The organism is Pseudomonas sp. YJ42 (assembly GCF_047225135.1).
Taxonomy (GTDB): domain Bacteria; phylum Pseudomonadota; class Gammaproteobacteria; order Pseudomonadales; family Pseudomonadaceae; genus Stutzerimonas; species Stutzerimonas stutzeri_E.
Window position 1 is genome coordinate 294,247 of the sequence record NZ_CP178378.1, and the last position, 21,958, is coordinate 316,204.

General features: G+C 63.1%; 18 protein-coding genes. 16 read left to right on the forward strand and 2 right to left on the reverse strand.

Annotated elements, in window-relative coordinates; translation table 11 throughout:
• The first annotated feature begins 63 nt into the window (after positions 1-63).
• The 8 genes from pedF to ACL0K2_RS01390 all read left to right on the forward strand — a co-directional run bounded on the left by pedF (position 64) and on the right by ACL0K2_RS01390 (position 9,411).
• Entirely contained in the window at positions 64-501 is a 438-nt protein-coding gene (gene pedF / locus ACL0K2_RS01355; protein WP_045162000.1) for a cytochrome c-550 PedF, read from the forward strand.
• Between the two features lie 5 nt (positions 502-506).
• Entirely contained in the window at positions 507-1,394 is an 888-nt protein-coding gene (locus tag ACL0K2_RS01360) for a substrate-binding periplasmic protein (protein WP_155397620.1), read from the forward strand.
• A gap of 186 nt (positions 1,395-1,580) precedes the next feature.
• Complete coding sequence (locus ACL0K2_RS01365; protein ID WP_239609405.1) at positions 1,581-1,670, forward strand: potassium-transporting ATPase subunit F; 90 nt, start codon at positions 1,581-1,583, stop codon at positions 1,668-1,670.
• Between the two features lie 8 nt (positions 1,671-1,678).
• Entirely contained in the window at positions 1,679-3,379 is a 1,701-nt protein-coding gene (kdpA, locus tag ACL0K2_RS01370; protein WP_239609407.1) for a potassium-transporting ATPase subunit KdpA, read from the forward strand.
• Between the two features lie 11 nt (positions 3,380-3,390).
• The gene (kdpB, locus tag ACL0K2_RS01375) at positions 3,391-5,442 is read left to right on the forward strand and encodes a potassium-transporting ATPase subunit KdpB (RefSeq protein WP_413043595.1); all 2,052 of its coding nucleotides are present in this window, start codon (positions 3,391-3,393) and stop codon (positions 5,440-5,442) included.
• 41 nt (positions 5,443-5,483) lie between these two features.
• Positions 5,484-6,065: a potassium-transporting ATPase subunit KdpC gene (gene kdpC / locus ACL0K2_RS01380; RefSeq protein ID WP_413043596.1), complete on the forward strand. Its 582-nt coding sequence runs from the start codon at positions 5,484-5,486 to the stop codon at positions 6,063-6,065.
• Positions 6,066-6,070: 5 nt separating this feature from the next.
• Complete coding sequence (locus tag ACL0K2_RS01385; RefSeq protein ID WP_413043597.1) at positions 6,071-8,722, forward strand: DUF4118 domain-containing protein; 2,652 nt, start codon at positions 6,071-6,073, stop codon at positions 8,720-8,722.
• Positions 8,719-9,411, forward strand: coding sequence for a response regulator (locus ACL0K2_RS01390; RefSeq protein ID WP_413043598.1), 693 nt, complete (start codon positions 8,719-8,721; stop codon positions 9,409-9,411). Before ACL0K2_RS01385 ends, ACL0K2_RS01390 begins: the two co-directional genes overlap by 4 nt.
• 54 nt (positions 9,412-9,465) lie before the next feature.
• Here ACL0K2_RS01390 and ACL0K2_RS01395 read toward each other — a convergent pair whose 3' ends face one another.
• Positions 9,466-10,662 (reverse strand): MFS transporter, encoded by a 1,197-nt coding sequence (locus ACL0K2_RS01395; RefSeq protein WP_413043599.1) that lies wholly within the window; start codon positions 10,660-10,662, stop codon positions 9,466-9,468.
• A 222-nt stretch (positions 10,663-10,884) separates the two neighbouring features.
• Positions 10,885-12,120, reverse strand: a complete 1,236-nt coding sequence (locus tag ACL0K2_RS01400; protein WP_413043600.1) for an ABC transporter substrate-binding protein — start codon at positions 12,118-12,120, stop codon at positions 10,885-10,887.
• 283 nt (positions 12,121-12,403) lie between these two features.
• Between ACL0K2_RS01400 and ACL0K2_RS01405 the strand changes: the two genes are divergently transcribed.
• From ACL0K2_RS01405 to ACL0K2_RS01440, 8 genes are all read left to right on the forward strand, one after another.
• Entirely contained in the window at positions 12,404-14,182 is a 1,779-nt protein-coding gene (locus ACL0K2_RS01405; protein WP_045162010.1) for a PQQ-dependent methanol/ethanol family dehydrogenase, read from the forward strand.
• 414 nt (positions 14,183-14,596) lie between these two features.
• Complete coding sequence (locus ACL0K2_RS01410) at positions 14,597-16,117, forward strand: aldehyde dehydrogenase family protein (protein ID WP_045162012.1); 1,521 nt, start codon at positions 14,597-14,599, stop codon at positions 16,115-16,117.
• A gap of 488 nt (positions 16,118-16,605) precedes the next feature.
• The gene (pqqA, locus tag ACL0K2_RS01415; protein WP_003253598.1) at positions 16,606-16,677 is read left to right on the forward strand and encodes a pyrroloquinoline quinone precursor peptide PqqA; all 72 of its coding nucleotides are present in this window, start codon (positions 16,606-16,608) and stop codon (positions 16,675-16,677) included.
• Between the two features lie 48 nt (positions 16,678-16,725).
• The gene (pqqB, locus tag ACL0K2_RS01420; RefSeq protein WP_413043601.1) at positions 16,726-17,637 is read left to right on the forward strand and encodes a pyrroloquinoline quinone biosynthesis protein PqqB; all 912 of its coding nucleotides are present in this window, start codon (positions 16,726-16,728) and stop codon (positions 17,635-17,637) included.
• 87 nt (positions 17,638-17,724) lie between these two features.
• Entirely contained in the window at positions 17,725-18,477 is a 753-nt protein-coding gene (pqqC, locus tag ACL0K2_RS01425; RefSeq protein ID WP_045162016.1) for a pyrroloquinoline-quinone synthase PqqC, read from the forward strand.
• A 100-nt stretch (positions 18,478-18,577) separates the two neighbouring features.
• Positions 18,578-18,856 (forward strand): pyrroloquinoline quinone biosynthesis peptide chaperone PqqD, encoded by a 279-nt coding sequence (gene pqqD / locus ACL0K2_RS01430; protein WP_045162017.1) that lies wholly within the window; start codon positions 18,578-18,580, stop codon positions 18,854-18,856.
• Positions 18,828-19,982: a pyrroloquinoline quinone biosynthesis protein PqqE gene (gene pqqE / locus ACL0K2_RS01435; protein WP_045162018.1), complete on the forward strand. Its 1,155-nt coding sequence runs from the start codon at positions 18,828-18,830 to the stop codon at positions 19,980-19,982. The genes pqqD and pqqE overlap by 29 nt, the downstream gene beginning before the upstream one ends.
• A 40-nt stretch (positions 19,983-20,022) precedes the next feature.
• Positions 20,023-21,939: a prolyl oligopeptidase family serine peptidase gene (locus ACL0K2_RS01440; RefSeq protein WP_413043602.1), complete on the forward strand. Its 1,917-nt coding sequence runs from the start codon at positions 20,023-20,025 to the stop codon at positions 21,937-21,939.
• The last annotated feature ends 19 nt before the right edge of the window (positions 21,940-21,958 follow it).

A 21,958-nucleotide genomic window follows, 5' to 3' on the forward strand; every position in this document is an offset into this window, starting at 1 on the left:
TGACCACCATGCGCTCCGACTGGGGTTGCCTTGCTCAGGTATTCGAAATTAACGGTGGTAGTCATGAACAATAAAATCGCACTGCGCGCTCTCTTCGCTGCTGGTCTGCTGGGCTTTACAGGCATGGCTCTGGCCCACGGCGACGTAACACCACAGAAAGTCGAAACCAAGGGATTGACCACCCTGGGCGAAGAGTGGGTCGACGAGAATCCTTACCGCGCGCCCAGCGAAGATCACGACAAGGCCGTCGAGATCGGTGCATCCGCCTACAACCAGAACTGCGCTCGGTGTCATGGTCTCGAGGCGATTTCCGGGGGTATCGCACCCGACTTGCGTGATCTGGAGGCCAGCTACGACGGAGATGAATGGTTCAAGGAGCGCGTGATCAACGGTGCGGTTCGTGACGGCGCCGTCTATATGCCGCGCATGGCCGACTACCTCAGCCAGGAAGCGCTCTGGGCGATCCGGACCTACATTGAAAGCGAAGCTGCCAAGCGGTGATCGCCATGCGCCAGTTGCTAGCTGTCCTGTGCCTGTCGCTGTGGTGCGCGCTGGCGCAGGCCGGGGTGACGAAGGTGCGCGCCTACGACGACATCATCGCCTCGGGCGTGCTCAAGGTGGCGATGTACGAGAACTTCCCGCCCTACAGCTTCATGGACAATGGCAAGCCGAGCGGGGTCGATGTGGATCTCGCTAATACCCTGGCCAAGGCACTCGGGCTGAAGGTCGAGGTGCTCTGGGTCACACCCGGCGAAACCTTGGATGACGACCTGCGCAACTTCATCTGGAAAGGCCACTACCTGCGGCCGGACATTCTGGCCGACGTGATGATTCGTGTGCCCTATGACCGTGAATACGCCGTCAAGCGCAATGACGTGGGCGAGCTGGTCAACGAACAGGTGGTGATGTTCGGTCCCTATCAGCGCGAGCGCTGGCAGTCAGCGTACGACGATCGACGGCTGGACGAACTGTCGAGCGTCGGTGTGCTGCGTTTCCACCCGGTTGGCGTCGAAATCGAGAGCGTGCCCTCGTTCTACCTATCCTCGGTTTTCAACGGCAGCATCGCCAAGATGCTCCATCATTACCCGACGGCGCAAGCCGCATTCTCGGCGATGCAGGCCGGTGAGGTGGACGCGACCATGGCCATGCGCGGCGAAATCGACTGGATGCTCAAGCAGGCTGGCGACCAACATCTGAAAGCGGCCGACAACGCCTACCCGAACATGGGCCGTCAGGCCTGGGATCTCGGCATGGCGGTGCACGAGTCCAACCGTCAGCTGGCCTATGCGCTGGAAGGTGAACTGGAAGGGCTGATCGAGGATGGCAGCGTCGAACAAGTGTTCAACCGCTACGGTCTGCGTTACGAGCTGCCCGAGCTATATAAGGCCGAGTAACCGAACTGGGCTCGACGCGGTGTTGAGGGCCGCGTCGAATGCTGATTCGTTCAACCGAACCACCTCCGCCAAGCCGGCGAAAAATACGATTTCTTTACGCCACTTGCGTGCCTCTGCAATCGAATCTTTACATCCCCCGCTCAGACAATCTCCGTACCGCATAGACGCGTAAAACGGAGTTTTCCCATGTCCTTCCTTGACGGCCTCTCGCTGAGCTTGGCCATCGTGCTGTTCCTCTACCTGTCGTCGGCGCTGCTTCGCGCCGACCGCAGCTAGGAGGGCTCATGCACGCCAACGACTACTGGCTGATCGCGGCCTTTTTTACTCTTGTGTTGGTACCTGCGCCCTGGCTGGGGAGCTATCTGTTCCGAGCCATGGAGGGTGAGCGCACCTGGCTGACGCCGGTGCTCGAGCCGGTCGAGCGGCTCTGCTATCGCGCCGCCGGCATCGATCCCGAGCGAGAACAGGACTGGAAACACTACAGCCTGGCCTTGCTGGCGTTGACCGCCGCGAGCCTGATGGCGCTGTTCGCGATCCTGATGGGGCAGGGCAACCTGCCGCTCAATCCGCAAGGTGTGGCCGGCATGGACTGGCCGCTGGCCTTGAACACGGCGGTCAGCTTCGTCACCAACACCAACTGGCAGGCCTATAGCGGCGAGGCTCAGCTGAGCTACTTCAGCCAGATGCTCGGCCTCGGCGCGCAGAATTTCATCAGCCCGGCGGTCGGCCTGGCGGTGCTGGTGGTGTTCTGCCGGTCGCTCACGCGCCGTTCCTCGAAGGAAGTTGGCAATTTCTGGGTCGACCTGACCCGCGCCGTGCTGTACGGCTTGCTTCCGCTGAGCCTAATGCTGGCGCTGTTGTTGGTCTGGCAGGGCGTTCCACAGAGCTTTGCTAGCTACGTCCACGTGACGACCCTGCAGGGCGCCGACCAGACCATACCCCTGGGGCCGGCCGCGAGCCAGATCGCGATCAAGCAGATGGGCACCAATGGCGGCGGCTTCTTCGGCGTGAACTCGGCGCATCCCTTCGAGAACCCGACGGCCTGGAGCAACCTGTTCGAGGTGGTTTCGATCATCCTGATTCCCGCGGCCCTGGTGTTCATGTTCGGGCATTACGTGCGTGATCTGCGCCAGAGCCGTGCGATCCTCGGCTGCATGCTGCTGGTGTTCGTCCTCGGGCTCGGCATCACGCTGGTGGCCGAGCATCAGCCCAACCCGGCGCTGGCAGGCCTGGCAATCGAGCAGGGTGGCTCGCTGGAGGGCAAGGAGAGCCGCCTGGGTATCGCCGCGTCGGCGCTCTGGGCTACCGCCACCAGTGCGGCCTCGAACGGCTCGGTCAATGCCATGCACGACAGCTTCAGCCCGCTGGGCGGCATGGTGCCGCTGGTCAACATGATGCTCGGCGAGATCATCTTTGGCGGCGTCGGCGCGGGACTCTACGGCATGCTGCTGTTCGTCCTGATCACAGTTTTCCTGGCGGGCCTGATGATCGGCCGCACGCCTGAATATCTGGGCAAGAAGCTCGAAGTGCGGGAAGTCCGGCTGCTGGTGGCGACACTGCTGGTGATGCCGGTCGGCGTGCTGGTCCTGGTCGCCCTGGGGGTCAGCCTGTCCGGCCCGGCAGCGTCGATCGGCAACCCGGGGCCACATGGCCTCAGTCAGATCCTCTATGCCTACACCTCCGGCACCGGCAACAACGGCTCGGCCTTCGCCGGGTTCGGCGCCGACACGACCTATCACGACCTGATGATCGCGTTCGCCATGCTGCTTGGCCGCTTCGGCTACATCCTGCCGGTGCTGGCAATTGCCGGCAGCCTAGCGGCGAAGAACCGCGCGCCGGTGGATGCCAACAGCTTTCCCACCCACGGGCCGCTGTTCGTGGTGCTGCTGACTTTGGTGATCCTGGTGGTCGGCGGGTTGACCTTCCTGCCCGCGCTGGCGCTGGGACCGATCGCCGAACACTTCTCCCTTCTGCAAGGCCTCTGAGGATCGTCACGATGACTACCCATCAAACGGCACTCGACAGTGCCCAGCAGCCAACCTCCACGTCGTTCGCCGCGCTGTGCACACCGGCGTTGCGCCAGGCATTCGTCAAGCTCAACCCGCGCAGTCTGGCACGTTCGCCGGTGATGCTGGTGGTCGAGCTCACCGCTATCCTGACCACGGCGCTGTGTCTGGTGCCGGACAGCGCGGTGAGCACCAGTGTCGCGGTACAGATCGCGCTCTGGCTGTGGTTCACCGTGCTGTTCGCCAATTTTGCCGAAGCACTGGCCGAAGGCCGGGGCAAGGCCCGTGCCGACAGCCTCAAGGCCGGTTCCGATGGTCTCGCCGCCCGGTTGCGGACCGAGTCGGGAGACTACCAGAGCGTGCCGGCCAGCCACTTGCGCCGCGGTGACGTGGTACGTGTCGAGGCCGGTGAGCTGATCCCGGGCGACGGTGAAGTCATCGAGGGCATCGCCGCGGTGAACGAAGCGGCTATCACCGGCGAGTCGGCGCCGGTGATCCGCGAATCCGGCGGTGATCGCTCGGCCGTGACCGGCAATACGCGGATGGTTTCGGACTGGTTACTGGTGAGGATAACCAACAATCCGGGTGAGTCCACGCTGGATCGGATGATTGCTCTGGTCGAAGGGGCAAAGCGCCAGAAGACGCCCAACGAGGTGGCCCTGGACGTGCTGCTGATCGGGTTGACGCTGATCTTCCTGCTGGTGGTTGCCACGCTGCAGCCGTTCGCCCGGTTTGCCGGTGGCGACCTGCCACTGGTCTATCTGGTGGCGCTGCTGGTCACGCTGATTCCGACCACCATCGGCGGCTTGCTCTCGGCCATCGGTATCGCCGGCATGGATCGCCTGGTGCGGCTCAACGTCATTGCCAAGTCGGGGCGTGCCGTCGAGGCTGCCGGCGACGTGCAGGTCCTGCTGCTGGACAAGACCGGGACTATCACCTTTGGCAACCGCCGTTGTACCGCCATGGTCAAGGCGCCGGGGGTTACCGCCACCGAACTGTCCTGGGCGGCGCTATTGTCATCCCTGGCTGACGACACGGCCGAAGGCAAATCCATCGTCGAGTACTTGCGGACCCTGTCGCCGGCGGAAGAACCCAAAGGCGAGGAGATCAGCCCGATCCCGTTCACTGCTGAAACCCGGCTCTCCGGCGCCGATTACGAAGGACGACGCTACCGCAAGGGCGCGGTGGATGCGGTGCTGGCCCATCTGGGCATCGACCGCGAGCAGGTGCCGCCGGTGTTGGTGAGGGAAATCCAATCCATTGCCCAGAGCGGCGGCACGCCGTTGCTGGTGTGTGCCGATGATCGTTTACTCGGCGCGATTCATCTCAAGGATGTGGTCAAGCCGGGTATCCGCGAGCGGTTCGCAGAGCTCCGCCAGTTGGGCATACGCACCGTGATGGTCACCGGCGACAATCCGCTGACAGCCGCCGCCATTGCGGCCGAGGCGGGGGTCGACGACGTGATCGCCGAAGCGACGCCGGAAAAGAAGCTGCAGCGGATTCGTCAGGAACAGGCCGAAGGTAAGATGGTCGCCATGTGCGGCGATGGCGCCAATGACGCACCGGCACTGGCCCAGGCCGATGTCGGCATGGCGATGAACGATGGTACCCAGGCAGCACGCGAGGCCGCGAACCTGGTGGACCTGGATTCTGACCCGACCAAGCTGCTGGATGTGGTACAGGTTGGTAAACAGTTGCTGGTGACCCGCGGCGCGCTGACCACCTTTTCCATCGCCAACGACGTGGCGAAGTACTTTGCGATCCTTCCGGCGCTGTTTATCGGCGTTTATCCGCAGCTCTCGGCGCTGAACGTGATGCACCTCCACAGCTCGGCCAGCGCGATCCTGTCGGCCATCGTCTTCAACGGGCTGATCATCGTCGGGCTGATTCCGCTCGCCCTGCGAGGGGTGAACGTCAAAGCTGCGGATTCGGCCAGCCTGCTGCGCCGCAACCTGCTGGTCTACGGCGTCGGAGGCCTCGTGGCCCCGTTCCTGGGCATCAAGCTGATCGATCTTTTTCTCACCTCGGTCGGCCTGGTCTGACTTTGCTGCGTCGGGATCGGCGCGACCTCAGGAGATAACACATGCTCAAGCACATTCGTCCGGCGATCGCCGCGCTGCTACTGATGAGTCTGATTACCGGGATCCTGTATCCCTTGACGGTTACTGCAGTAGCGCAGCTGGTCTTTGCCGACCAGGCTAACGGCAGCCTGGTGCGTGACGCATCCGGCCAGATTCGAGGCAGCACGCTACTGGCGCAGCCATTCGATGGGCCGCAATGGTTCCAGCCACGGCCATCGGCCGCCGACTACGCGACGGTAGCCAGCGGCGCAAGCAACCTGGCCCCGAGTAATCCGCAACTGCTCGAACAAGTGCGCGCAAACACCAGCCGCTGGAACGCCAGCCGCTGGAACGCCACCCCCGACCAGCCGGTGCCAATGGAGCTGGTCACCACCTCCGGTAGCGGTCTGGATCCGAACTTGACCTTGGCCGCGGCGCGTTACCAGCTGCCACGTGTCGCTGCGGCCCGTGGACTGGCATCAGCACAGCTGGAGCAGCTGATCCAGGCCAACCTCGAAGCGCCGTTGGTAGGGCCGGCAGTGGTCAACGTGCTGGCTCTGAACCTCGCGATGGCGGAAAATCGCTGGCCCGAACGAGACGAGTGAGCCGAATGAGCGATGCCCCGCACGCCGATGCCTTGCTGGATGACCAGCCCCACCAGGGGCAAGGCCGACTCAAGGTGTTTCTCGGCGCGGCGCCCGGCGTGGGCAAGACCTACGCCATGCTGCAGGCGGCGCAGAGACAATTGCGCCTCGGCAGGCAGGTGCTGGCCGGCGTGGTCGAGTCGCACGGCCGAGCTGACACCGAAGCGCTGCGGGTGGGGGTGCCGGAACAACCGCTGACCCGCAGCGACTATCGCGGCGTGACGCTGGATGAGATGGACCTGGAAGGGTTGTTACAGATGCGTCCGGGTCTGGTTCTGGTCGATGAGCTCGCACACAGCAACGTCCCTGGCAGCCGTCACAGCAAGCGCTGGCAGGACGTGCTGGAATTGCTCGAGGCGGGCATCGACGTTTACACCACGGTCAACGTGCAGCATCTGGAAAGCCTCAACGATCAAGTCCGTACGATCACCGGCGTGCAGGTGCGTGAAACGGTTCCGGACTGGGTCCTGCACAACGCCGACGAAATCCTGCTGATCGACCTGCCTCCGCGTGAATTGCTTGAGCGCTTGCGCGAAGGCAAGGTCTACGTGCCGGAGCAGGCGCGGGCGGCAATCGATGCCTTTTTCACCCAGACCAACCTGACCGCGCTGCGCGAGCTGGCCATGCAGACCGCGGCGGCACGCGTGGATGCAGATCTGCTGCGGCGCTCGCGAAGCCTGGGCGAAACGGCGCCGGTCATGCGCGGCCGCTTGCTGGTGGGGATCGACGGCGATGCATCCGCCGAAGGCCTGGTGCGCCACGCCGCCCGCGTGGCGGAGCGGCGCCATCTGCCCTGGTCGGTAGTCCACGTCAGCAATGGCACCAGTCGCGGCGAGATGCAGTTGGGCTTTCTTCAGTCCGCCCAGCAACTTGCCGAACGTCTCGGTGGCGAGGTAGTCGAGTTGCGGGGCGAGCACATCGCGCGAACACTGCTGGAGCATGCGACCGAGCGGCTGGCCACGGTGATGCTGGTCGGCAGCAGCCAGGGTATGCGCAAGGCATGGAGCCTGTGGTCTAGGCGCACCATTGCCGAACAGCTCATCAGGGCAGGACAGGGGCTGGAAGTCAGCGTCCTTTCCCAGCAACCGGTCCATGCGATGAGCACCGCAGCGACCAAGGTAGCCTTCGACTGGCGCAACTACCTGCTCGCTGCCATGGCGACGGGCGTCGCCACCGCTGTGGCACTGCTGCTGTCGCGCTACCTCGAGTTGCCGAATGTGTCCCTGGTGTTTCTCTCCGCCGTACTGGTGGTCGCCGTGCGCAGCAGCCTTGGCCCGGCGTTGGCCTGTGCTGGCGCCTCCTTTCTGCTGTACGACTTTCTGTTCATCCCGCCCACCTTCACCTTTATCGTGGCGCGGCAGGAAGACGTGCTCACGCTGCTATTCTTCCTGCTGATGGCGGTGCTGACAGGTAACCTAGCCAGCCGTCAGCGTCGGCAGTATCAGGCGTTGCGCCAGACCCAGACGGAAACCGCAGCCTTGCTCAATCTCTCGCGCCAGCTCAGTGCCGCCACCGATGTGCAGGCGGTCGGTGTCGCGGCGGTGCGTCAGTTGCAGCAGCTGCGCGGGGTGCAGGCGGTGGTCGTCACGCGCGGCAAGGATGCGCAATGGTTGTTCAACGGCGACATGCAGGTGCTCGCCGAGCAGGAGCAGGCGGCGGCCGACTGGGCCTGGCGGCGTGGCCAGCCCGCCGGGCAGGGCACCGATACGTTGCCGAGCGGCCACTGGTGGTGGCTGCCTCTGAATGGCGAGACGCGCACCCTCGGCCTGCTTGGCATCCGGCAGACCCATGCGGGGCGACCGCAAACGCGTCGGCTGATCGCCGCGCTCGCCCATCCGCTGGCGCAGGCATTGCAACGCGCGATGCTGGCCGAAGAGCTGGAAGCCGCTCGTTTGCATGGACAAACCGAGGAGTTGCGCAGCGCCTTGCTGGCCTCCGTCTCCCACGATCTGCGCACGCCGCTGACCGCCATGCGCGGCTCCATCGACAGCCTGGCGACGCTGGGTGGAAGCATGAGCGAAGCCGATCGGCAGGAACTGCTGGACGCGACCCGGGACGAGGCCGAGCGGCTGGATCGCTATATCCAGAATCTGCTCGATATGACCCGCCTGGGGCACGGCGGCCTGAAACTGATCCGCGACTGGACCACACCGGGTGATATCGTCGCCAGCGCACTGCAGCGTCTTCAGCGTGTGCTCGCTGAGCTGAAGCTGGAGGTGTCGATCCCCGATTCGCTGCCGTTGCTCTATGTCCATCCAGCGCTGATCGAGCAGGCGCTGGTCAACGTGCTGGAGAACGCCGCGCGCTTTTCGCCGCCACAGGGACGCTTGCGGGTGGAGGTTGAGGTGGATGCCGATCACCTGCGTTTCATCGTCAGCGACGAAGGGCCAGGCGTGCCCGAGGCCGAGCGCGTGCGAATCTTCGACATGTTCTACACCGCCGCGCGCGGCGACCGGGGCGGTCCGGGAACCGGCCTTGGCCTGGCTATCTGCCAGGGCATGATCGGCGCCCATGGAGGCCGCGTCTCGGTCGGCGATGGCCTCGACGGTCACGGCGCCAGTGTCGTTCTGGAGCTGCCGTTGCAACCTCAACCGGAATTCGAAAAGGACCGCTCTTGAGCCAGCAAGCCAGTCTGTTGGTCATTGACGACGAGCCGCAGATCAGAAAATTCCTGCGCATCAGCCTCGGTTCTCAGGGCTATCGCGTACTGGAAAGCGCGACCGGTGCCGAAGGCCTGGCGCGTGCGGCGCTTGAGAAGCCCGACCTGGTGGTGCTCGATCTGGGCCTGCCAGACATGGATGGCCAGAAGGTATTGCGCGAGCTGCGTGAATGGAGCCAGGTGCCGGTGCTGGTGTTGTCGGTACGTGCCAGCGAAGCGGAAAAGGTCACCGCGCTCGATGGTGGCGCCAACGATTACGTCACCAAACCCTTCGGTATTCACGAATTTCTCGCCCGCGTCCGCGCACTGTTGCGCCAGGCGTCGGGCCAGGAATCGGTGCTGAGCCAGGTGGTGTCCGGCCCCTTGTGCATCGACTTTGCCTTCAGGCGGGTGAGCCTCGACGGCCAGGAGGTCAGCCTGACCCGCAAGGAGTACGCCGTGCTGGCGGAGCTGGGCCGATATCTCGGCCGTGTGGTCACGCAACAGCAGCTATTGAAGGATATCTGGGGGCCGAGTCACAGCGGCGATACCCATTATTTGCGCGTGGTGGTTGGGCACCTGCGGCGCAAGCTTGGGGATGATCCCGCGGCGCCGCGATTCATCGTCACGGAGGCCGGTGTCGGTTATCGGCTGACGGCCGAGGTCTGACCGCTGCCTCGGCAGCGTTGGCCGATGCGCCGGGGAATCCAGCGGTCTGCACCGTCAGGCATCGCGCACTCGTGGATGGACGAAAAACCACACCGCCAGCGGCGTGGCGATCACCATCACACCCAATCCCAGCGCTGTCACCGCCACCGGCAGGCCGTAATGATCAGCAATCCAGCCCGCGCCGAGCAGGGGCACGATGCTGCCGACGTAGCCGCACACCAAATAGGTCGAGATCAGTCCGGAGCGCTCGGCCGAGCTGGCGATGCGGTTGACCATGCTAATGCCCGCTAGCAGGCACAGGCCATGCCCGGTTGCCGTTGCGCAGACACCGATGATGAATACGGTTGGCGAGCCGAGCTTGAAGTTGAGTACGAGCATGGCGTTGCTGAGTGCCACTGCTAGCAGACCGAGCAGGCCGCACCAACGCAGGTTAATCCGTGCGCATGCCAGCTGCGTAATGGCCGAAGCCAGCAGAATGACCCCGATGGACGTCCCGCTCACCACCGGACCGTGCCAGGGAATCATCTTTTCCAGAAACAATGGGGCCATGGATGCATAAAGCCCGAACACGCCGAACGCGAAGAACGGGCAGGCACAGGTCAGCAGGAAGGCCAGCGAATCGCTGCGCTTCGCCCAGGCCAAGCGCGGGATGAAGGCTCGCCAATCGAGCACTGCGTCCGCGTTAGCCTCGTGGTGCTTCAACTGCACGCGCATCAAGGCATAGACGGCCAGCACCCCGAGCGCTAGCGAAGGCAGGTATGTGACCGTCAGCGGGTGCGGCATCCACTGGCCGATAACGCCGCCGGTCAAGGGCCCGAGCCCGAAACCGAAGGCGAGCAGGAAGCTGGTGAGGGTGGAAATACGCTGCGAGGCGCCGTCACGGGAGATCTGCACCAGGCCCACCGAGGCGCTGGTGACGATCAAACTCGAGGACAGGCCTACCGCGAAGCGACCGATATTCAGGCTCGGCAGATTCCACGCCAGCATCGTCAGCAAGGTGCCACCCCAGCCGAGCAGCAGGCCCGCCAGCATCACGCGGCGAAACCCCAGCGTGTCGGACAGCCGCCCCATGAACAGCAGCCCGGCGAGTGCACCGAGCATGTAGATCACGTAAATCAGCGAGACGTCGCTGGTGCGCAGCTGCCAGGCCTGCTGATAGAGCGGGTACAGCGGTGAAATGAGCGCGGTGCCCATGACGCCGACACACATGGCGAAACAGACCCAGGGAAACGCTGGCCATCGTTGCTTCATTGCTCATCCTGCGGCAAATGATCGGGACCTGCCGATACCGCTCCCCCGCGCCTCGTCATGGCACCCACAGCGCTGCGCGGTGCTGCGCTCAGGCACCGCCCCGACCGCGGTTCGGGGCGGCAGCGATCACCTGGCGAAAACGAAAAGCGTCAGCGCCCGCTGGGCCTGCTGACGTTGAAAAGAGGCGGAGCCTGAGGGGTATCCGGCACGACAGGCCGACGATTATCGCAGGATTGGGTCGTCGCCGCGCTCCTCCAGCCAATCGTCACGGCTGGGCGCCGCTTCCTCGCCGCCCATGCGGTGGATGATGCTGAAATAGTCCTGCTTGAACCGGTCCTGCATGATGTCGCTGCGCGAGCGGACCCGCACGGCATAGATGCTCTGGACGTTCTGATGGTCGAAGCCGCGCCAGTACTGGTCATCCTTGAGCAGGCTGTAATGGTGTTCCTCCAGCGCGGAGATGATCTTTTCGCTGTCCAGGCTCCCGGCTCGCTGAACGGCCGCGGCCCACTCTCGAACGACGCTGTAGGCCGAGGCGGTGGTGCTGTCCGGGTAGCGTTGATGCTGGGCAATGTAGGCGTCAACGAAGGCCTGGCCATCAGCGCTCTTGACCAACGCAGGCACCTGCCAGGTCCAGGCGGTGGTACCGATGACATGCTCCATGACCTGCGGGCCGGCTTGCTCGACGATGCTGCTAGTCAGGTTGGGCACGATGATCTGCATTCGCCGATCGAGGCGCATGTCGTGCGCGAGACGCATCATCTGCACCAGGTCCTGCCCGAGCAGCACGACGACCAGCACGTCGGCGTTGCTGGCGGCCGCCTTGTTCAAGGCCGCGAGATATTCGTCATGCCGCGCGCCCCTGACGCTGATGCGGCTGAAGCCGTGGCGCGCACGATCGCGGCTGCGAGTGGCTTCGCGTAGCGCCTGCTGCATGCTGTGGCCCCAGCTGTCATCGAGGCAGATGTAGTGATAACGGCGGTTGGGCAGGTGCCAGCTGAGGTACTCGCCTAGCACGCGCGCGCTCATCCAGGCGCTGTTGGTTTCGCGGAACAGGTAGCGTTGCCCATCGCGGCCGGTGATGGCGTTGGCGTAGGCCAGCGTCGGAAAGAACAACAGGCCCAGCTCGCGCGCCCGTTGCCCTGCGGCGATGGCTTCCTCGCTGGTGGCACCTCCGAAGGCCATGGAAACACCCTGAGCGGCGAAGCGATCGATGTTGGCACTGGCCTTTTCATCGCGTGCCGCCGAATTGTGGCTGAGCAGCTCCAGCGGCCTGCCGAGCACGCCACCCTCGCGATTGATGTCGTCGACAGCGAGCAGGGCGCCGCGACGCAACTCGAGACCTTCGCTTTTGTAGTTGCCGGTACTCGGGTAGTTCAAGCCGATACGAATCGCTGGCGCCGCCTGGCTTTCAGCGGCCAGCATCAGGACAAAGATAAGGAACAGGGAACGACACATGGCTCATGTCCTTGTGAGCTGAGGAACCGCTTTTTTACGGACTGTTATCGTCGCGAGGAATTGTCTTTTCGGGCCCCTGGGTTGCGACTTCGGTGTCGGGTCCCGCCCGGCCAGGACCTTCCAACGCCGAGTTGGCGCGGCCTACGTGGCGGTATTGCTACCAAGGGAGGAGGAAAATGGGTACTGCGTGCAATTGTTGGCAAAGGGCCTGCAACGAAGAATCGGCAGCAGACCGGGAAAACTTCCCGGCGACGATAACAATGAACCCGTAGAGGTAGCCGCAATGAAGCACACCGGTCTTCGCAAGCCCTTCGCCCTGACCGCGCTATGCGCCGCCATGGCGATGTCCAGCGTGTCGGCTTGGGCAGTCACTGATCAGGATATTCTCAATGACGCCAAGTCCACCGATCAGATCGTAACCAACGGCCTGGGCCCGCAGGGGCAGCGCTACAGTCAACTGGACAAACTGAACACCGAAAACGTCAGCCAACTTCGCCCGGTCTGGGGCTTTTCCCTCGGCGGTGAGAAGCAGCGTGGGCAGGAAGCGCAGCCGCTGGTCAAAGACGGTGTGATGTATCTGACCGGCTCCTATTCACGTGTTTTTGCCGTGGATGCCCGTACCGGCAAGGAACTCTGGCAATACGATGCGCGCCTGCCCGACGGCATCATGCCTTGCTGTGACGTGATCAACCGCGGTGTCGCGCTGTATGGCGACCTGGTGATCTTCGGGACTCTGGATGCCAAGTTGGTGGCGTTGAACAAGGACACTGGCAAGGTCGTCTGGAAAAAAACCGTCGCTGATTACAAGGCGGGCTACTCGATTTCCGCCGCGCCCATGATCGTCAAGGGCAAGGTCATCACCGGTCTGGCGGGCGGCGAATTCGGTGTTGTCGGCATGATCCAGGCGTTCGACGCCAAGAATGGTGAGCTGGTGTGGACCCGTCCGACCGTGGAAGGGCACATGGGCTACGTGATGAAGGACGGCAAGAAGGTCGAGAATGGCATCTCCGGCGGTGAAGCCGGCAAGACCTGGCCGGGCGACCTGTGGAAAACCGGCGGCGCCGCGCCCTGGCTGGGCGGCTACTACGATCCGGATACCGATTCGCTGCTGTTCGGCACCGGCAACCCGTCACCGTGGAACTCGCACCTGCGCCCGGGCGACAATCTCTTCTCGTCTTCGCGTCTGGCGCTCGACCCGAACGACGGCTCGATCAAGTGGCACTTTCAGTCCACGCCGCATGACGGCTGGGACTTCGACGGCGTGAACGAGCTGGTTTCGTTCGACTATCAGGACGGCGGCAAGACCATCAAGGCTGCCGGCACCGCCGACCGTAACGGCTTCTTCTACGTGCTCGACCGCACCAACGGCAAGTTCATCCGTGGTTTCCCGTTCGTCGACAAGATCACCTGGGCCAAGGGCCTGGATAAGGACGGTCGCCCGGTTTACGACGATGCCAACCGTCCGGGCGCGCCAGGCGATGCGGACAAGGGCAAGTCGGTGTTCGTCGCGCCGTCATTCCTTGGCGGCAAGAACTGGATGCCGATGGCTTACAGCCAGGACACCGGGCTGTTCTACGTACCATCCAACGAGTGGGGCATGGACATCTGGAACGAAGGCGTCGCCTACAAGAAGGGCGCAGCCTATCTGGGCGCTGGGTTCACCATCCATCCGCTGAACGAGGAATACATCGGTGTGCTGCGCGCCATCGACCCGAAGACCGGCAAGGAAGTCTGGCGCTACAAGAACTACGCGCCGCTCTGGGGGGGTGTGCTGGCAACCAAGGGTAACCTGGTGTTCACCGGCAATCCGGAAGGCTACCTGATGGCATTCGATGCCAAGACCGGCAAGAAACTCTACGAGTTCAACACCGGCTCTGGCGTGATCGGTTCGCCGATCACCTGGGAAATGGATGGCGAGCAGTACGTCTCCGTGCTTTCCGGTTGGGGTGGTGCTGTCCCGCTGTGGGGCGGTGAAGTCGCCAAGCGCATCAAGGACTTCAACCAGGGCGGCATGGTCTGGACGTTCAAATTGCCGAAGGACCAGGTCGTAGCCAAGCGTTGATCTTCGGCTCCAAACGAAAGGCCGGCTGCTAACAGCCGGCCTTTTGTTTTTACGGATCGGTTAACTACAGCGCCGCGCAATTCAGTGGCCTGACGTTCCATGCGGCTTCGATTGACTCAGGCGAAGAGGTTAGCCGAACACGAGAGACATACGGCCTGTCCGCCCTTGCTTAGGCTCAATCCCGACTGCCCGCGGGGAACCACACTCCACGGTTTCATGAGTGAAAAATGGCTCTGGACGACGCCTGAATCACCCTCAGGGCGCTGGCCAGCGCCGTTGGCATCTACTACCAAATGAGGAGTTCTCCGCTGCCATGGGTGCATACCGTAGGCCTGAGCGCGCTGCCTAAGATCGGTCCATGCCCTGTGCACCTTCCGGCGCAGGCTCTGACAAGCAGAGAAAGAGAGGCCCATCATGATCTACGCCCAACCCGGTACCGCAGGCGCCGTCATTTCCTTCAAACCGCGTTACGGCAACTTCATCGGCGGCGAATTCGTGCCGCCGGTCAAGGGTGAGTATTTCGTCAACACCTCGCCAGTCAACGGTGAAGTGATCGCCGAGTTCCCGCGCTCCGGCGCGGAGGATGTGGAGAAGGCCCTGGATGCCGCACATGCCGCTGCCGATGCCTGGGGCAAGACATCGGTACAGGACCGCGCGCTGATTCTGCTGAAGATCGCCGATCGCATCGAAGCCAACCTGGAACAGCTGGCCATCGCCGAGACCTGGGACAATGGCAAGGCCGTGCGTGAAACCCTGAATGCCGACGTGCCGCTGGCTGCCGATCACTTCCGTTACTTCGCTGGCTGCATCCGCGCCCAGGAAGGCAGCGCCGCCGAGATCAACGAGCACACCGCGGCCTATCACTTCCATGAGCCGCTGGGTGTGGTCGGTCAGATCATTCCTTGGAACTTCCCGCTGCTGATGGCCGCCTGGAAGCTGGCGCCGGCCTTGGCCGCTGGTAACTGCATCGTGCTCAAGCCTGCCGAGCAGACGCCGCTGTCAATCATGGTCTTCGCCGAGCTGATTGGTGACCTGTTGCCGCCGGGTGTGTTGAACATCGTCCAGGGCTTTGGCCGGGAAGCAGGGCAGGCGCTGGCGACCAGCACCCGCATTGCCAAGATCGCTTTCACCGGTTCTACCCCGGTGGGCTCGCACATCATGCGCTGCGCCGCTGAGAACATCATTCCGAGCACCGTGGAGCTGGGCGGCAAGAGCCCGAACATCTTTTTCGAAGACATCATGAATGCTGAACCCGCGTTCATCGAGAAAGCCGCTGAGGGTCTGGTACTGGCCTTCTTCAACCAGGGCGAAGTTTGCACCTGCCCGTCGCGTGCCCTGATTCAGGAGTCGATCTTCGAGCCCTTCATGGAAGTGGTGATGAAGAAGATCAAGGCGATCAAGCGTGGCAATCCGCTGGACACCGACACCATGGTCGGCGCCCAGGCGTCCGAGCAGCAGTTCGACAAGATTCTTTCATACATGGAGATCGCACAGCAGGAAGGCGCGCAGATCCTCACCGGCGGTGCCGCCGAGAAGCTCGAAGGTGGTCTGGCTTCCGGGTACTACGTGCAGCCGACCCTGATCAAGGGCCACAACAAGATGCGCGTATTCCAGGAGGAGATCTTCGGGCCCGTGGTCGGCGTGGCGACCTTCAAAGACGAGGCCGAAGCACTGGCGATCGCCAACGATACCGAGTTCGGCCTGGGCGCCGGCGTCTGGACTCGCGACATCAACCGTGCCTACCGCATGGGCCGTGGCATCAAGGCTGGCCGCGTCTGGACCAACTGCTACCACCTGTATCCTGCGCATGCTGCGTTCGGCGGCTACAAGAAGTCGGGTGTCGGCCGCGAAACCCACAAAATGATGCTCGATCACTATCAGCAGACCAAGAACCTGCTCATCAGCTACGACATCAACCCGCTGGGCTTCTTCTAAGCCGCGGGGATCGACCTCGGAGGACCCGGCGCGTTCGCTCCAGCGCGCCGGCATCATTTGCTCGCACCTGAGTGCGGGGATCACAGGCTGACTGGGTGCGGCCTCAGTGGTTCGTCAACGCAGCGCGGCCTTCTGGCCGCGTTTTTTTTTGGCTCCGCGATAAGCCGCAATCCGGCGTTTCGCGACCGCTCGTGGCGGTGCATGGGGCGCGTACCGGAGCTGTTGTGTCGATGCCTGCGGCAGATCCGTCTGGGACCTGCCTCGTCAGTGGTGCGCTGACCTCGACGCTGCCCTGAGCGGCGCGAGCGGTCGCCAAGGGCTCTACGATCGCCTTTCCGACGAATTAAAGAAGGTGTTAGGTCCAAGTGCCAGGCACTACCAAGGCAGCGTGTTGTCTCCTTCCAAAGTACCATTCTGCTTTCTGCTGACATGGGTGCTTAATGGGGCCGTCGGGATAATCCGTCAGCCAATAAGAAGAGGATCGAGCCATGTGGACCAAACCCGCTTTCACTGACCTACGTATCGGTTTCGAAGTCACCATGTACTTCGCTAATCGCTGAGTTATCCGCCCCGGCTCAGGTCGGGGTTTCGTTTTCAGGGAGCTGCCCATGTTCATCCAGATTCTCGGTTCGGCTGCTGGCGGCGGCTTTCCTCAATGGAACTGCAACTGTGCCAATTGCGCAGGATTGCGCGCCGGTACCATACGCGCGCAGGCCCGTACCCAATCGTCCATCGCCATCAGCGACGACGGCGAACACTGGATACTTTGCAACGCATCACCGGATATCCGTGTCCAGCTGGAATCCTTTCCGAAACTGCAGCCAGCCCGTGCACCGCGCGACACCGCAATTGGCGCCATCGTCCTGCTGGACAGCCAGATCGATCACACCACCGGACTGCTGACACTGCGCGAAGGCTGTCCGCACGAAGTCTGGTGTACCGAGATGGTCCATCAGGACCTCAGCACCGGTTTTCCCCTGTTCAAGATGCTCGAACACTGGAACGGTGGCCTGCGCTGGAACCCCATTGCGCTGGAACGCAGCTTCCGTATACCGGCCTGCCCGAATCTTCGAATCACGCCGATCCCGCTACGCAGCTCGGCGCCTCCCTACTCGCCGCACCGCAACGATCCACATCCGGGCGACAACATCGGCCTGCTGATCGACGATGAAAAAACCGGCGGTACGCTGTTCTACGCCCCGGGTCTGGGCAAGGTCAGCGCCGAGTTGCTGGAGATCATGCGTGGCGCCGATTGCCTGCTGGTCGACGGCACCCTTTGGCGCGATGACGAAATGCTCATGCGTGAAGTCGGCACCAAGCTCGGCACCGAAATGGGTCATCTTCAGCAGAGCGGCCCCGGCGGCATGATCGAGGTGCTCGATGGCATGCCTGCTGCGCGCAAGATCCTCATCCACATCAACAACACCAATCCGATCCTCGATGAAAACTCCCCCGAGCGAGGGGAGTTGGACGCGCATGGAATCGAAGTCTCGTTCGATGGGATGAGCATCGAGCTGTAACACGAGCGGCGCTCGGCACCCCGTCGCTGATGCACGCCGGGCTCTGCCCGGGGCGAACAACCCGTACAACATGCGTAAGGAAGCTCCATGACCCTGCCAGCCATGACCCGTTCCGAGTTCGAGCAGGCGCTGCGCGCCAAGGGCGACTACTACCATATCCATCACCCGTTCCACCGCGCCATGTACGAAGGCCGGTCGACCCGCGAGCAAGTCCAGGGCTGGGTTGCGAACCGCTTCTACTATCAGGTGTGTATACCGGTGAAGGACGCCGCGATCATGGCCAACTGCCCGGATCGCGAGACTCGCCGCGAGTGGATCCAACGCATCATCGATCACGATGGTACGCCGGGCGAAGAGGGCGGTATCGAGGCGTGGCTGCGACTGGCCGAAGCGGTGGGGTTGGATCGTGAGCAGGTGCTGTCCCAGGAACTGGTGCTACCCGGTGTACGTTTCGCCGTCGATGCCTATGTCAATTTCGCCCGGCGCGCCGTCTGGCAGGAGGCGGCCAGCAGCTCCCTCACCGAGCTGTTCGCGCCGACGATCCATCAGTCACGTCTGGATGCCTGGCCGCAGCACTACAGCTGGATTGATGCGTCCGGCTACGACTACTTCCGCAAGCGTCTGAAGGAGGCGCGCCGCGACGTCGAGCACGGCTTGCGCATTACTCTTGATCACTACAAGACTCGAGAAAGCCAGGAACGCATGCTGAACATTCTTCAGTTCAAACTCGACGTACTCTGGAGCATGCTGGATGCCATGAGCATGGCCTATGAACTGGACCGCCCGCCGTACCACACGGTGACCAGCGAGCGTGTGTGGCATCGCGGGATCACCTTGTGACGGCCATGCGCAGGGTAGGAGTGAGGTCCGGCGTGGGATGGGCTTCAGGCCTACCAACTCACCGGCCATCGATGATGCAACATTGGCGAGAGAGAGGACCATGAGCGATATCCAACTGACCCAGATCCCAGCCTTTCGCCGCGGCTTTCGCTTCCAATGGGAACCTGCGCAGAACTGCCACGTGCTGCTCTACCCGGAAGGCATGATCAAACTCAACGAGAGCGCTTCTGCTGTCCTGGCCGAAGTGGACGGCGCCCGTAACCTGGGCACCATCGTGGCCGATCTGCAGGCTCGCTACCCAGACGCAGAGGGGATTGAGGAAGATATCGTCGCGTTTCTGGAGGTGGCCGTTGAACGGTTCTGGATCGAGCTTCGCTAAACCGGGCTTCGAGCCAGGCCCACCGTTGTGGTTGCTCGCCGAGCTCACTTACCGGTGCCCGCTGCAATGCCCGTACTGCTCGAACCCGCTGGATTTCGCCCGCAACCAGGATGAGCTGAGCACCGCCGAGTGGATCGAAGTGTTCCGCCAGGCGCGCGAGATGGGTGCGGCGCAGCTGGGTTTTTCCGGCGGTGAGCCACTGGTCCGTCAGGACCTGGCCGATCTGATCAAAGCGGCGCGTGACCTCGGCTATTACACCAACCTGATTACCTCGGGGATCGGCCTGACCGAAGAGAAGATCGCTTCATTCGCCGCCGCCGGGCTCGACCATATCCAGATCAGTTTCCAAGCCGCCGATGAGGAGGTTAATAACCTGCTCGCCGGCTCGAAAAAGGCCTTCGCGCAGAAGCTCGCCATGGCGCGTGCGGTGAAAGCCCATGGCTATCCGATGGTGCTGAACTTCGTCACCCATCGGCACAACATCGACAATATCGAGCGCATCATCCAGCTGTGTCTGGAGCTGGAAGCCGACTTTGTTGAATTGGCCACTTGCCAGTTCTACGGCTGGGCCGAACTCAACCGTGCCGGGCTGCTGCCGAGCAAGGAGCAGTTGGTGCGTGCCGAGCGCATCACCAATGAGTGGCGCGACAAACTCGCTGCCGAGAACCACCCCTGCAAGCTGATCTTCGTCACGCCTGACTATTACGAAGAGCGCCCCAAGGGCTGCATGAACGGCTGGGGCAACCTGTTCCTCGACATCACCCCCGACGGTACGGCGCTGCCCTGTCACAGCGCTCGGCAATTGCCGATCAGCTTTCCCAACGTGCGCGAGCAAAGCATCGAGCAGATCTGGAAGCACTCGTTCGGCTTCAACAAGTTCCGCGGCTTCGACTGGATGCCCGAGCCGTGCCAGTCCTGCGACGAAAAGGAAAAGGACTTCGGCGGCTGCCGCTGTCAGGCGTTCATGCTCACCGGCGATGCCGTCAATGCCGACCCGGTCTGCAGCAAGTCGCCACACCACAGCACTATCCTCGCCGCGCGGACCGAAGCCGAGCAGGCACCTCTCGGTCTGGATGAACTGACGTTCCGCAACGAGAAGGCATCGAAGTTGATCCTCAAGGTGTAAGGTCGTTCGATCCGAACGATGCCTGTTGAGCGAAATCGAGATGACCAAGACCGCAATCCCCTACGGCTTCTGGCCCAGCGACTGGAGCGCCGAGAAAGCCGCATCGGCGAGCCGTGATTTTGCCGAGATTCGCGCCGGCCATGGTGGTGTGTTCTGGATCGAATACCAGCCGGCGGATGCTCGCTGCACCTTATGGCACTGGCGCGCGGGCCGGGCCGTCTGTATCACGCCGGCTGGCCTATCGCTGCGCAGCCGGGTCTACGAATACGGCGGTGGGGCCTTCTGTCTGACGGATCGGGGGGTGGCTTTCGTGAATGAAGGGGATCAGCAGATCCATCTTCAGTCTATTGCCGATCAGGCTGCAGGACCCAGTATGTTGACTCAGCAGGCCGATTGCCGCTACGGCGACCTTCAGTTCGATTCCGGCCAGACAGCCATTGTGGCGGTTGAAGAAGCGCATATTGGTGAGCGGGTGGAGCACCGGCTGGTCAGCTTCTCGGTGCAATCCGGTGGGCGCAGTGTCCTCGCCGAGGGGGCGGATTTCTATTCGTCGCCAGCGCTCGATGCCGAAGCCCGGCGTATGGCCTGGATCCAATGGCAGCGCCCCGAACAACCCTGGACCGCTACCAGTCTGTGGATGGCCGAGCGCGATGCGGACGGTACCTGGCAAACGCCGATTCGCCTGGCCGGGGCTGAAGGCGGCGAGTCGCTGCAACAGCCACGCTTCGCCGCGGACGGGACGCTCTACTGCCTGAGCGACAGGGCCGGCTGGTGGCAGCCCTGGAGGGAGGAGGGTGGCCGATTGGTGCCGGAGTTCGCTGTTGCGAACGATGGGGCCGCGCCCGAAGCTGGAGAGACGCAGGCGCCCTTTGATCATGCGCCGGCGCCCTGGCAACTGGGCACGATCAGCTACCTGCCGCTGAGCGAGGGTGGTCTGCTGTTGACTCGCATGGTCGATGGTTACGGCCTGCTGCTGGAACGCAACGACGAGGGCCGCGAACGCCAGCTTGCGACGGCCTTCACCCGCTGTCGGCAACTGGCTGCCGATGAACAGCACTATTACTGCATCGCCGCTGCCGTCGATCGAGTGCCAACGGTGCTGGCGATAGAACGCCGGACCGGCCGGCCCGAGATCATCGCAGGTGGCGAGCAGCCGCTACCGGCCGAGCAGCTGTCGCGGCCCCAGCCGTTCACTTTCGCCACTGGAATCGACGAAACCGCGCATGCCTTTTTCTATCCCCCCTGCAATGCCGACTGTCGGAGTTTGGAGGGGGAGAAACCACCGCTAGTGGTCTTCCTGCACGGCGGGCCGACTTCGGCCTGCTACCCGGTATTCGATCCGCGGATCCAGTACTGGACCCAGCGCGGCTTTGCCGTGGCCGATGTCAACTACCGAGGCAGCAGCGGTTTCGGTCGAGCCTACCGGCAACGCCTGCACGAGCAATGGGGCGTGGTCGACGTGGAAGATGCCAGCGCGGTCGTCACCGCACTGGCGGTGAGCGGGCAGGTCGACCCGGCCCGCACCTTCGTCCGCGGTTCGAGCGCCGGCGGCTATACCGCGCTTTGTGCGCTCACCTCCGACGCTGGCTTCAGCGGCGGCGCCAGCCTTTATGGCGTCAGCGATCCACTTGCGCTGCGGCGGGCCACCCACAAGTTCGAGGCGGATTATCTGGACTGGCTGATCGGTGATCCCCAGGGCCATGCCGAGCGTTACCGTCAGCGCACCCCGTTGCACCACGCGGGGCGGATCAGGGTTCCGGTGATCTTCTTTCAGGGTGGGCTGGACGCCGTGGTGCTTCCGGCACAGACCGAATTGATGGTGTCAGCGCTTCGCCAGCGCAACATTCGGGTCGAGTACTGCTTCTACCCGCAAGAACGTCACGGTTTCCGACAGGCGGATAGCCTGGCGGATGCGTTGGCGCGCGAATGTCGCTTCTATCAGGGTGTGCTTGGCTGAGCGTACGACGCTGTACAGC